At 40.5% G+C, this 13,780-nt stretch carries 9 protein-coding genes; 4 read left to right on the forward strand and 5 right to left on the reverse strand.

The genetic code is table 11. The features are described 5' to 3' along the window. Positions 1-143: 143 nt before the first annotated feature. On the forward strand, positions 144-2,270 hold the full coding sequence (locus tag H5154_RS18755) for a S8 family peptidase (RefSeq protein ID WP_182719248.1): 2,127 nt from the start codon (positions 144-146) through the stop codon (positions 2,268-2,270). 108 nt (positions 2,271-2,378) lie between these two features. On the opposite strand, the gene H5154_RS18760 is transcribed toward H5154_RS18755, so the two are convergent. The 5 genes from H5154_RS18760 to prlC all read right to left on the reverse strand — a co-directional run bounded on the left by H5154_RS18760 (position 2,379) and on the right by prlC (position 9,178). Continuing rightward, complete coding sequence (locus H5154_RS18760; RefSeq protein ID WP_182719249.1) at positions 2,379-2,852, reverse strand: peroxiredoxin; 474 nt, start codon at positions 2,850-2,852, stop codon at positions 2,379-2,381. A 105-nt stretch (positions 2,853-2,957) separates the two neighbouring features. Further along, positions 2,958-4,883: a methyl-accepting chemotaxis protein gene (locus tag H5154_RS18765; RefSeq protein WP_182719250.1), complete on the reverse strand. Its 1,926-nt coding sequence runs from the start codon at positions 4,881-4,883 to the stop codon at positions 2,958-2,960. Between the two features lie 121 nt (positions 4,884-5,004). Next, a complete protein-coding gene (locus tag H5154_RS18770) occupies positions 5,005-5,760 on the reverse strand; it encodes a class I SAM-dependent methyltransferase (protein WP_145238699.1) in 756 nt (251 codons plus the stop codon). Between the two features lie 57 nt (positions 5,761-5,817). Next, on the reverse strand, positions 5,818-6,999 hold the full coding sequence (locus tag H5154_RS18775; protein ID WP_182719251.1) for a response regulator transcription factor: 1,182 nt from the start codon (positions 6,997-6,999) through the stop codon (positions 5,818-5,820). Between the two features lie 127 nt (positions 7,000-7,126). Then, positions 7,127-9,178 carry an oligopeptidase A gene (gene prlC, locus H5154_RS18780; protein WP_182719252.1) on the reverse strand — a complete coding sequence of 684 codons (2,052 nt, stop codon included), beginning with the start codon at positions 9,176-9,178 and terminating at the stop codon, positions 7,127-7,129. Positions 9,179-9,309: 131 nt separating this feature from the next. Between prlC and gorA the strand changes: the two genes are divergently transcribed. The 3 genes from gorA (at position 9,310) to H5154_RS18795 (ending at position 13,718) form a co-directional block, all read left to right on the forward strand. After that, on the forward strand, positions 9,310-10,674 hold the full coding sequence (gene gorA / locus H5154_RS18785; protein ID WP_182719253.1) for a glutathione-disulfide reductase: 1,365 nt from the start codon (positions 9,310-9,312) through the stop codon (positions 10,672-10,674). Between the two features lie 1,063 nt (positions 10,675-11,737). Beyond that, a complete protein-coding gene (locus H5154_RS18790) occupies positions 11,738-13,069 on the forward strand; it encodes a tyrosine-type recombinase/integrase (RefSeq protein ID WP_182719254.1) in 1,332 nt (443 codons plus the stop codon). After that, a complete protein-coding gene (locus H5154_RS18795) occupies positions 13,062-13,718 on the forward strand; it encodes a hypothetical protein (protein ID WP_182719255.1) in 657 nt (218 codons plus the stop codon). The genes H5154_RS18790 and H5154_RS18795 overlap by 8 nt, the downstream gene beginning before the upstream one ends. Positions 13,719-13,780 lie beyond the last annotated feature (62 nt).

The raw sequence follows: 13,780 nt of genomic DNA on the forward strand, positions 1-13,780 counted from the left end.
ATTTAGCCATATAAACATCCCGATATAACTAAAATAGAGACATTAATAATAAAACGTTATTTTAACTACTTTAACAGATCATTTACTTTTGTTCCCCTTCACGACAATTCATCGTGAAGCTTAATAACAATCTAGGGATAATTATGACAACAAGAAAAACATTTAAAAAATGCGCTGTAGCGCTTACTGTGAGCGCGATATTTGCAGCGACATCAAGCATGGCAAATCCTAGCGAAGCAATGACACCATCTATTGCTGACATAACGACAAAACTACAAAGCCAAGCTCCTCTCGGTACACGTTTTATCATCAAATATAAAAATAACGCTGATGAAATGAGCACAATGTCGGCTGCTGAAACTAGCCCACAAATGATGAATAAAAAGGCCCAAGGCTTTGTTAAAAACTTTACTAGTAAAAAAGGAAAAGTTAAGGCGCAATATATCCGTGCAATGGCGTTGAGCAACCATCATGTTATGCGTGCAAATAAAAAACTAAGCGCTGACGAAGCCCAACAATATATGCAAGAAGTAATGGCTTCAGGCAATGTTGAATACATTGAAATCGACCAGATGTTAAAACCATTTGCAACGCCTAACGATCCTCGTTATGACGACCAATGGCATTACTATGAGCAAGCTGGCGGGTTAAACCTTCCAACTGCATGGGATACCGCAACAGGTAGCGGTGTAACGGTTGCAGTACTTGATACAGGTTATCGCCCACATATTGATCTTGATGCCAATATTTTACCTGGCTACGATATGATTTCGGATACGTTTGTTGCGAATGACGGCGGCGCACGCGATAGTGATGCACGCGATCCTGGTGATGCAGTTTCTGCCGGTGAGTGTGGTAATAATAACAGTGCACAAGGTTCAAGCTGGCACGGAACCCATGTTGCAGGTACTGTTGCAGCCGTTACGAATAATGGCGAAGGTGTTGCTGGTGTTGCTTATGATGCTAAAGTTGTTCCGGTACGCGTACTTGGTAAATGTGGTGGTTTAACATCTGATATTGCCGACGGTATTATTTGGGCATCTGGCGGTTCGGTATCTGGCGTACCTGCTAATGCTAACCCTGCTGATGTCATCAATATGAGTTTAGGTGGCAGCGGCTCTTGTAGCTCAACAACACAAAACGCGATTAACCAAGCACGTAATAACGGCACTGTAATTGTCATTGCCGCAGGTAATGATAACGACAATGCTAACAACTATAACCCTGGTAACTGTAATGGCGTAGTAAATGTTGCATCGGTTGGTCGTAATGGTGGGCGAGCTTACTACTCAAACTATGGTACATCTATCGATGTTGCAGCACCTGGTGGTGCGCAAAGCTTTGCTAATGATTCAGAAGGTGTTTTATCTACACATAACTCAGGTTCATCAAGCCCTTCTAGTGACAGCTATCATTACTCACAAGGTACATCGATGGCAGCACCTCATGTTGCTGGTGTTGCTGCTCTTATTAAACAAGCAAAGCCAACTGCAACGCCTGATGAAATTGAAAGCATATTAAAATCAAGCACTCGCTCATTCCCTGCCACATGCAATAACTGTGGTACTGGTATTGTTGACGCTGCAGCCGCAGTTGCTGCTGCAAGCGGTGGTACTACACCACCGGTTGGCGGCAATGAGTTACTTGATGGCCAAGCTCAAACGGGCCTAAGTGGCGCTGCGAGTAGTGATACTTTTTATACAATGACTGTACCAAGTGGCGCAAGTAATGTGACTTTCACTATGAGTGGCGGAACGGGAGATGCTGACTTATATGTACGCTCAGGTAGTAAACCCACTACATCAACTTATGATTGTCGCCCTTATAAAGGAGGTAACAGCGAAGAGTGCTCTATAGATAACCCAACTGCTGGCACATACCATGTAATGGTACGTGGTTACTCGACTTACTCAGGCGTTAGTTTAGTGGGTAATTTAACAACCTCTGGTAGTAGCGGTAATCCACAAGCTGGCGGTGGCACAATCGCAGATATTACGGCTAATGCAGGGCAATGGAAACATTATACCCTTGATGTTCCAGCAGGAATGGCAAGCTTTACCGTAACAACGTCGGGTGGCTCTGGTGATGCTGACTTATTCGTTAAATTTGGCAGTCAACCAACCAGCTCTAGCTATGATTGTCGCCCTTACAAAAATGGTAACGCTGAAACATGTACGTTCAGCAATCCACAAGCGGGCACTTGGCACATGAGTGTGAATGCGTATAAAACCTTTGCCGGTTTAACGCTTGACGCACAATACCAGCCTTAATTAGCAATAAGGCATAGGGTTTGTATTAAACTCTATGCCTATAAGTGCTATTTGCCAGTTCCCTTGGTAACTTTGGCCGAATGAAAGTTCGGCTTTTTTAGCTCTTTTTTAAAGCTTTTCAAGTACCGCTTCTGCGCGACTTACTGCAAACTCTTTATCTTGTTCAACAAATAAACCTGTGACTTGCTGATCTTCAACAATCATTGCATAACGCGTTGAGCGTACACCACCAAATGCAGCAGTGTCTTTATCTAAACCAAGTGCTTTGGTAAAGCTAGCATCGCCATCGGCAAGCATCTCGATTGCTTGAGCATTATGTTGCTCACCCCATGCTTTCATTACAAACGCATCGTTTACTGATACACAGTAAATAGCGTCAACGCCTTTGGCTCTTATTTTATCTGCTAGAGTAATAAATTCAGGTAAATGTGCATTTGAACACGTAGGTGTAAACGCGCCTGGCACTGCAAATAACACCACTTTTTTACCTGCAAAAAGTGTTTCATTGGTAAGTGTTTGCATACCGTCGTCAGTAAGCTGTGTAAGACTAACAGCTGGTAATGTTTGACCTTGAGAAATCATAATATTTCCTTTTAAAGTGATGGGTTTTGAACAACACCAAAATAGCACAAAAGCGCAAGCCACCCTAACATCGAGTTGCGAGTAATTGTGCCTTTGCAAGCAAAGTTACAATCCTAAACTACTGCGAATAGTATGCATTTGCTGCTGTAAACGCTGATGAATATCAGCCACTAATAAACTGGATTCACTCACCTGCCCTTTCATACTTTGCATTGACTGGCTGAAGTTTTCTAACAATGAGTTTTGCTGCTTTGCCAACTCCATTGCATCAAAAGCGACTTTGTTAGCATCCTGTGCATTATGAGCTACCCCTTCGGAGTTTCGTTTCAGCTCTTGGGCATTATCGGTTTGCAATTGAGCATCATCAGCTAATGCTGATATTTGCGTTGACACCATAGTTGAGTTTTCACTCAATAGATTGAGCTGGTTATTAATATCACTCAGCGAACCTTGTGTTTGCCGAGCTAACTTGCGCACTTCATCTGCAACCACAGCAAAACCACGGCCATGTTCACCTGCGCGCGCTGATTCGATCGCAGCATTGAGTGCCAGCAAATTAGTTTGATCTGCAATATTGCGGATCACTTCAATAACTTTCCCTACATCTTGTACACCACTGAGCAACTCTTGCAAGCTATGTAAACCATGCTCCACCCGCTGTTGTGTATTTGAGCTAGCACTGAGCATGTTTTGGGCAAACCCTAAACTTTGCTCCATTGCTGAAAACGTATGCTTGGCGTTATCTGCTACTTTGCCGTTTATATCGTTTACTTGCTCACCAATATGTTGAATATCAGCCAATAATTCTTGATTTTGTTCAACTTGATGATGACTGGCATCTGTTTGCTGACTTATCGTATGTAGATGCTCGCTCATTTCTTGCATAAAATCGTTAATCACCTTGAGCATTTGTGCACGCTCTTCAGCCTCTAACCGTTGACGCTCAATTAACTGGTTAAAGTAACTAGCTATTTCACCAACTTCTGTTTTTGAGTTACTACTTTCAATATTTTTTAATTCGTTACTTTCGATTAAAAATGCAAAGCCATCACGTAGTTGACGAAGCGGGGTTAATACTTGATTTCGCTGTACAAAGTAAACACCAACAGCCAATACAACCAACATGCCAATGGCAATGCAAAACACTACGAATACTCGCTGCTTTAACGTACCTTGCTGAATTTTAAGTTGCTGCTCAGCATTTATCACCGTGTCAGAAAGTGTACTGATCTGTTTGCGCAGAGCCTGTATGCCTGTTTGACGCTGCTGAGCTTGTGCAATGGTGTTCTCTAAATCACGTGGGTAGCGGTTCGGCCAGCTTCTTAGCTCTGCCTTAATTTCACCGGCTAAATCTTCGGCTTCTTCATCTATAAACAAACTATCTTCATCAACTTCACTCATAACGCCCAAGTTTTCAAGCTCGTCAATCTGCTTTGCTAAACGGTTTAAGTTAGCAATACTTTGTTGTAAGTTGGTTTGTGTGTCTTGATCAAAACTAAGCATTAGCTGATAAGTAAACAACGACAAATTTGTCACTTCGCGGTAGTAATCACTGGCAAGCTGATAATAAGCCTGCGCGTTAGTATTTTGTTGCCCTGCTTTGTTAGCATAACCAATCAAGGAAGATGCTGAGCCCGCCATTTGCCTAAGTGCATTATCAAGCAATGCTGTTTCATTACCTGAAAGTTTACCTAAAGCACGATACTTACCTTTTATATCAGTATCGAGTTGGCTTAATTGCAGATCTAACTGTTGTTTTAAATCAATTGGTAAAATGGCAAGTTGGGTGTCTTTTACTTGGCTAATTAAATCCGACGCTTTCCCTAAATACTGACTATCGCCCTGTGCTAAGTAATCTTCTAGTAAGCCTTTTAAATCAACAAGTATTTTATTTTTTAATTTATTATAAGATTGGTCTTGTTGTTCGAGTTTAACTAAGGTTTGACTTGCCCAGTACAAGGTTCCGCCTAACAGCAGGCTAGCCAATGCCAGCAAAATAGCCAGCAACCGAGTGAATGATGACACGCGCATGAAATTAAATTCCTTTGGGTAACTGCGCGTACACTATTAACTATTTATGACAATTTAATGAAAGCCGATATGAAACACTTATAACTTTATAGGAACAAAAATAAAAAATACGAATAAAGCTTCACACCATGGCGGCTTTGACATACACATCAAAGCGATTCTTTTTGGTTTTTATTTGCATGCTTGGCGTTTGGTTGTTTAAAAACGGTGCGTAGTCGGGGCGTTTAACTACCACTCGCTTGCTGGCAAGTGGGTAGGCAAATGCGAGTAAGTCATCAGCATCATTATCTGCGCCAACCAAGTCTTGAAACACCCGCATTTCTTTTTTAACCAGTGCTGACTTTTCACGGTGTGGAAACATTGGATCCAAATAAACCACATCTGGCATACTTTCGCATTGCGCGAGTAAGGTATGACTGGAGCCAAACACTAGGCTCATGTTTTGCTTCATCCACGGACCAATTTCATTATCGCTATAAGCACGTTGCAAACCATCATAAAGTAATGCTGCAACAACCGGATGGCGCTCATGTAAAATCACTTTACAACCCAGCGATGCTAACACAAAACCATCACGGCCAAGCCCTGCGGTCGCATCTAGAACAACGGGGGTCGCTCCTTTATTTAAACCAACCGCTTTGGCGATAGACTGCCCTTTACCGCCACCAAATTTACGACGGTGAGCCACCGCACCGGTAACAAAATCAACACTAATAGCGCCAAGTTTTGGTTCATCGGTTTTTCGTAAGCTTAAGCCTTGATCATCATAATGAAGTGAAAAGCCTTCGCTTTGTGCCGCCCACTCAGCGAGCCCAAAACGCAGCTCAATTTCATTAAGATAAGGACGTACTTCTTTAAAAGGACACTGTATAACCAAAATAAACTCCGACCGTGAATAGCTCGCGAAGTATATCAACTGCTAAGCGCCATAGCACTAAAATAGCTCAATATCCGTTTGCGAAGTAACGTCTTGAGTGTGCTCCGGCGTAGCAATTTTACTCAGGCTATCGATCAATTCGCTACGCGATTCAATAATGTGATTGAGCTGATGCTTAATAAAAGCCAAGTCATCATTCAAGACTGTTAACTGTAATTGTGTTTGCTCTAATTGCTCAACCTGCAATGCCAATGCTTGGTTCGCAGCAAAAGCGGGTTCATGCTGCATAAGTGCACGTAATTCAGATAACTGAGTTGTCAATTTAGCTACGGCTTCTTCGCGCGCCTCGCTACTGACAAATAATTGCGAAGAAAGCTCATTAAAAGCATTACCAACCGCATGCGCTTGGGCCAGTGCTTTTTCGTTTACTTCCATATCTTGGATTTTGGCATTGGTTACTTCCAAAATATGCGGGAATAAATCTTTATAGCGGCCATACAACACAACATCATCTAAAGGCATATTTTTAATTAAAATAGACACTTTCGGGTAATTAACAATAGTATGACTACTAAAATCAACAAAGCGATTAGAATAACGGTGCTTTTCTAATAACTCTTGCTCTAACGGACAAACACCACCGTCATCAGTGCACACAACCCCTACATCTTGATACCAAAAAGCCACAACTACATCGAGATTTAACGGTCGGAAGAATTCAAAAAAATGGGCCGATAATGATTGCACATCATGGGCGTGATAGGTTTGCCCTACATAACGCATTATGCGACCCATATCGCCGGAGTCAGTCATGGCTATTTCAGCGGTGATCTGCGCGCGCTCTACATCATTTTTTAACTTAATAGAATGCTGACGATATTGATACAACACCCGAATACGCGCCATTAATTCCTCGGTATTAAAGGGCTTTACAATGTAATCGGCAGCACCGGCATTATAACCTTTAACACGTTCTGATAATTCGCTTTTACCCGACAAAAACATTACTGGGGTATCTTTGGTTTGCTCATTATTTTTCAGCTCACGACACACTTCGTAGCCCGTTTTCCCGGGCATTTCAACATCCAATAAAATAATGTCAGGGCTATATTTATAAGCTTGCCTTAAACCTTCTTCGCCATTTTTAGCATGAATTAACTGACAAAACCCCGCTAATGATTCCTCTATTACACGATGAACATATTTATCATCATCAATCGCCAGTACCAGTTTTGTCATGCCCAATTCCTTTTTATTAATTACTTAAAAAAGCATAGTACGGAGCCCTGATTTTGCGACAATTTATTACTCTAAATAGTAAAAAAGCGCCAAACGGCGCTTTTTAAAGATTAAATATACGTAGTGCTTAAGCTGCAATACCACTGTGGCGCAATAGTGCATCGACACTTGGCTCACGACCACGGAAGTTTTTAAACAACTCCATTGGCTCTTCACTGCCGCCTTTTTCTAAAATATGCTGCATAAAGGCTTGCCCAGTTTCTGGGTTAAAAATACCTTCTTCTTCAAATTTGGAAAACGCATCAGCTGAAAGCACTTCGGCCCATTTATACGAATAATAACCCGCGCTATAACCACCAGCAAAGATATGGCTAAAACCATGTTGAAAACGGTTAAACTCTGGTGCTTTAACAACTGATGTATGGCTACGCACTTCATCTAAACGCGCTTGAATTTGGCATTCTTCACCCGCTTGATAATCGTTGTGAATTCTAAAATCAAATAACGAGAACTCGATTTGACGCAGCATTTGCATGCCTGAGTTATAGTTTTTAGCTGCTAGTAGTTTATCCAATAACTCTTTAGGCAATGACTCGCCCGTTTCATAGTGGCCTGAAATAAAGTTAAGTGCTTCTTCTTCATAACACCAGTTTTCTAAAAACTGACTTGGCAGCTCAACGGCATCCCATGCAACACCATTAATACCCGCAACTGGCGCGGCATCAACTTGGGTTAGCATATGGTGAATACCATGGCCAAACTCATGGAATAAAGTGGTGACTTCATTATGAGTAAACAGTGCAGGCTTATCGCCTACCGCTTTATTAAAGTTACACACTAAATACGCTACAGGCGTTTGTAACTCGCCATTGGCGCGTACTTTTCGACCCATGCAGTCATCCATCCACGCGCCACCGCGTTTGTGATCACGCGCGTATAAATCAAGATAAAAACGGCCACGCAGGGTATTGCTACTGTCGTAAATTTCAAAAAAGCGTACATCTTTATGGTAACTATCAATGTCTTTTAACTCTTTAACACTAATACCAAATAAACGATTTACCGTTTCAAACAAGCCGCTTAGTACTTTATCTGCGGGGAAATACGGGCGCAATACTTCGTCTGATATTGCGTATTTCTCTTGTTTTAGTTTTTCACCGTAATAGCCATAATCCCACGCAGCAAGTTGCTCAATACCGTGTTTTTCTTTGGCGTAAGCTTGTAACTCAGCAAGCTCTTGCTCAGCTTGAGGTTTAGATTTAGCCGCTAGGTCTTCTAAAAATGAGAATACCTGCTCTGGTGTTTCAGCCATTTTAGTGGCGAGTGACTTTTCTGCATAACTGGCAAAACCTAATAGTTGCGCTATTTCATGACGTAGTGCGAGTTCTTCGCTCATTATTGCTGAGTTATCAAATTCGCCCGCGTTAGGTCCTTGATCAGACGCACGGGTTACAAATGCCGTATACGTTTCTTCACGTAGTTCACGGTTATCTGCATAGGTCATAATAGGTAAATACGACGGGAAATCTAACGTAAATACCCAGCCATCTAATTCTTTGCTTGCTGCTGTATCTGCCGCTAACGCTAACGCCGACTCAGGTAAACCTGCGAGTTCGCTTTCATCAGTAATGTGCTTTTGCCAAGCCAATGTGGCATCCATCACGTTATTGCCAAATTTAGCCGCAAGTTCTGATAAACGTGCGCTGATCTCGCCGTAGCGCTTTTGCTGCTCAGGCGCCAAGGCGATGCCCGATAATTCAAAGCTACGCAATGCATTAGTAATAGTTTTTTGTTCAGCCGTACTTAACGTTTTAAACTCATCGCTGTTGTGCAGTGCGTTGTAGGCTTCATACAACCCTTGGTGTTGACCAACAAAGGTTGAATACTCTGAGATAAGTGGTAAACATTGTTCGTACGCTTCACGTAATTCATCGCTATTAACTACGGAGTTCATATGCGATACCGGAGAAAACATTCGCGATAATTTATCGTCAACTTCTTCAAGAGGTAACACTAAGTCCTGCCAAGTGAATGATTTATTAGCCAGCACTTCGTCTATTTTAGCGCGGCATTCGCTAATACCCGCTTTTAGCGCCGGCACAACATGCTCTGGCTTAATTTTTGAAAACGGTGGTAAGCCTTCAAGGCCTATTAGTGGGTTATTTTGTAAATCGCTCATGTTAGCTCTCAAATCGTTTCGAATATGATTTTTAAGTTGGGGCGTACGTCTCGAAATACAAGGGGCTTTTAACGGGTCTGCCATGTGTTATTATCAGAGAAATACGTTTTATATAAACTTGAGGACTAAAGATGGCTCAGCATTTTGATTACATTGCGATTGGCGGCGGCAGCGGCGGGATAGCGTCAGCTAACCGTGCAGCAATGCGTGGCGCGAAAGTGGCACTAATTGAAGCAAAACATATGGGTGGAACCTGTGTAAATGTAGGTTGTGTACCAAAAAAAGTAATGTGGCATGGCGCTCAAGTTGCTGAAGCAATTAACTTATACGCCCCTGATTACGGCTTTAATGTTGAAGTAAAAGAATTCAACTGGAGTAAACTAGTAGAAAGCCGTGAAGCCTATATTGGCCGCATTCATAAAGGTTACGATAATGGCCTTGCTAAAAACGGCGTAACAGTTATTAAAGGCTTTGCTAAATTTGTTGACAGTAAAACAGTCGAAGTAGACGGCGAGCACTACACCGCCGATCATATTTTAGTGGCCGTAGGCGGTCGCCCTAGCATTCCAAATATCCCAGGTGCTGAACACGGCATCGATTCAAATGGCTTTTTTGAGCTGAATGAACAACCAAAACGCGTTGCCGTTGTTGGTGCCGGTTATATCGCGGTAGAGATTGCCGGTGTACTACATAGCCTAGGTACAGAAACCCATTTATTTGTTCGTAAAAATAAACCACTGCGCACCTTTGACCCATACATCATCGACACCCTTGTTGATATTATGGCCAAAGAAGGCCCGACGCTGCATACCGAATGCTTACCAAAAGAAGTAGTTAAAGAAAGCGATGGCAGCTTAACTATCCACTTTGAAAATGGCTACAGTCAAAATGTTGATCAAGTCATTTGGGCCATTGGCCGTACACCGACGACTGATAAGATTAATTTAGTCGCAGCGGGTGTTGAAGTAAACGAAGGCGGTTACGTTAAGGTAGACGAGTACCAAAATACCACGGCTAAAAATGTTTATGCTGTGGGTGATATCATCGAAGGCGGTATAGAGCTTACCCCTGTTGCAGTAAAAGCAGGCCGTACTTTATCAGAGCGTTTGTTCAATAAAGACCTGCCAGATGATTTAAAAATGGATTACAGCTTAGTTCCTACCGTGGTATTTAGCCACCCGCCAATTGGTACCATTGGTTTAACTGAGCAAGAAGCAATTTCGCAGTACGGCAACGAGAACGTAAAAGTGTATAAATCAAGCTTTGCTGCTATGTACACTGCGGTTACTCAGCACCGCCAAGCATGTAACATGATGCTAGTGTGCGCAGGCCCTGACGAGAAAGTTGTAGGCTTACACGGCTTAGGTTTTGCTGTTGATGAAATGATCCAAGGCTTTGCCGTGGCCATGAAAATGGGCGCAACCAAAGCAGATTTTGATGCCGTTGTTGCACTGCACCCAACTGGCTCAGAAGAGTTTGTTACCATGAGGGGTTAGTGTAGAGTTTTCACCTATACACCTTTCTTATTCTGGAAATAAACATAGGTCAGATGAATATCTGGCCTTTTTTAAAACTCATATTTATTAAAAAGCTTTCAAGTCTCTAGGGCTTATTTCATCAAATAATTTTTGTTTAAATAAAAATATTGATTTTTCCCGAAATACAATATTTTCAGATTGCCACTATAGAGAGATATGTTAACCAAAAATAAACTCCGTGTATTCTTACTCCCCTCTATTACCAATGTATAATCTAACCATTTATCACTAGAAACTTTCTATTTGCACACTCCTACATATTTAGCCTTTCCAAAAATTAGATAAATTGTGAAAGTATTTGCATAAAATTCCAACTAAAATTAACCACTTTTTAAACTTTTTATTTTGAATAAAAGTGAAAAGTTATACTACGATTTCAATAGATATAGTTTAAAGTTTTTTTAAAATTTAAACGCTAGTACCGCATACACTGTAGATGCTTAAAAAAAATAAAAATCACACCACCTTCGAAAAATGTGATAAATAACCTCATTAAAAAATAAAGTAACGTATTGTAATTTTAGGTATATTTTAAAAACGACTGAAAGAATCGCCGCAAAGCCCTCTCTACATTTGATTTCACAAGAAAAACAAATTCCGTATCATCAACTTTAAAAATAAAACTACGATTAATCTTTTATGTTAAAAAAATTGAGTTCATTCTTTATTTAATAACAATATATATTGAAACCGCAAGAGTATAAAAAAACAACAAGCCAAAACTATAAACACTATAAATTTGTATTGATTATTTACTATTACGCTATATAAATAGCTGTACGATAAAAACTCTAAAAATAGCTAACGCATTATTATTAATGAATTAATATCACCAACATTAATTGATATTTTGCGAAGCCATTCTTTTTATAGCGAGGTGTTCCTAGTTTATGGGTAGTTCAAATTTAACTCTTCAGGCATATACTCAACATGAAAATCAGGCAGGTTTTTTCAAATTAGTGTTACTAAGTTTGAAGCTATGGTTATTGTTTTTTCACAACCTCCAAAAAAGAGCCTAACTATGGCATACATTCTTGAATCAAATAATGTGCGTATAGGTGGTGAGGCCATCTTCGATGCACATTCAATTGAATTTAAAGATGGCCTGAACTTAGGCCCAATACCAACACTTTATGATCAAAAAAACTCATATATTGAGCCTGTTAATAATTGGTTCATACATTTAAAATCTTCAAAAAGGTTAGAAGACTTAAGCTCATACTCTCGGGCGCTAAAACATTATTGGAGTTTTCTAGAATCCAGAAACCTCTCTTGGGATTACTTTCCTCGTGCAAAAGGGTTAAAACCAACCTATAGGTATAGAAATGATGAGCTTTTAGAAAAGGCTACAAATGGAGAGCTTGCGTACTCAACTGCAAGTACGTACATGAGTCATATTATACAGTTCTACTTATGGGCCGCACGAGAAAAGTACTATGAAATCAGCGAGAACCATAAACCATTTGAAATTGAATTTGTTCAAGCCCGACGAGATGATGTACTCGCACACATGATGCCTAAGTTTTTAATACAAACTACAGATTTACGTATACGAGTGCCCAGAGACTCTACGAATAAAAATATAAGAAGTTTAAAGCCACTCTCTCAAACACATTTGAGGACTCTCGGCTTATCTCTAAATTCTTCTTCAATAGAAATGCGCCTTATTTGTTTACTATCTGCTCAATGTGGACTTAGGGCAGCTGAAACTGCAGGGTTTACTCTTATGGCCTTAAACCAAGCTGTAAAACGTCTTAGTTCCCGCACACACTACGAGATCACAATAGGCCCTAATAACGGTGTCCCAACAAAGTTCAATAAAACACGTATTATTGAAATTACAGAGCAGCTGTTATCGGATTTAATAGACTATTCAATTAGTGAACGAAGATTAAATAGGCTCAACAAGCTGCAGGCAAAATGTAAAAGCCTTGATGAGCAAACTGATGAGATAAAACCTATTTTAAGTAACTCTATTCAAAGCGCTTTATTAGCAGCTAAAAAATTTGAGCCATTATTTATTAGTCAGCAAGGTAATCCCCAGCTACCAGGTAGCCTGAGCTCTCGGTTTTCAGAACTTAGACGTGAAATTATTAATTCAGGAACTTCATTTGATTACAAATTCCATGATTTAAGGTGTAGTTATGCAACTTATCGTTTGCATAGTCTCCTAGAAGCTGGAATTGAGCCAGCTGATGCGCTTAGTCTATTGATGTCATGGATGGGACATAAAAATGAATCTACCGTTTGGAAATACCTTCGTTATTTAAAACGTAAGGAAGCTATAAGAGAAAAGATATCTATCCTAGATAGTATTATGAATGAAGCACTCAAGGAGGCAGAAAGTGAATAGGCATTTAAGCTTAATATCTCCTTGGGTTGAACACCTGTGTGTACCTATGATCAATGGAGCAAATGCATCAACTAACTTAGACTTTAATCGTTTTAGATATTTAGGTATTCCAAAAACACATGAAATAAAAGCGGGTAACGCAACGCCATTAGAGCGGGATGAAATCGCTCAGAACTTGTTTATTGCAATAATAGAAAGGAGAGATGCATCCCCTTCAACTAAAGCGAATATCTTTAATGCAGCTAGAAAACACTTTTCTTTCTGTGATAACCAAGAAATAAAACTAGTACCACTATCCGAAAAAGCCTTTGTGAAAGAGCTAGAAGCGCTATCAGTACGTCAGAGAAGAGGTGAAATAAAGGATAGTACAGTTAGTCGATTGCGGGCCGACCTCTCAACTTTATTTCAATGGCTTGAGCTTAATTCTAATATTAAGATGCCTACACACTTACACACAGGTACTACTCAAAGTACGCCAACTCGTGGATACAGTGACCAAGATCTAAAGCAGTTACTACCTCTATTAAGAAGCATTTTTAAACAATTGTATCCTCAGTTTGTTAAGGAGCCTCTTGTCCATATGCAAGTGCATATTCTCACCAGCTTTGATCACCCAATGGCATTAACTTTGATCGCTTATTCTCATTAAGCTTTGATCACGAAAATTACGCGATAATGATCACTTTTGTGTTCTTAATGATTTTGCCGATC

Origin of the sequence: Pseudoalteromonas sp. SR44-5 (assembly GCF_014163675.1) — a bacterium.
Taxonomy (GTDB): Bacteria; Pseudomonadota; Gammaproteobacteria; order Enterobacterales; family Alteromonadaceae; genus Pseudoalteromonas; species Pseudoalteromonas rhizosphaerae.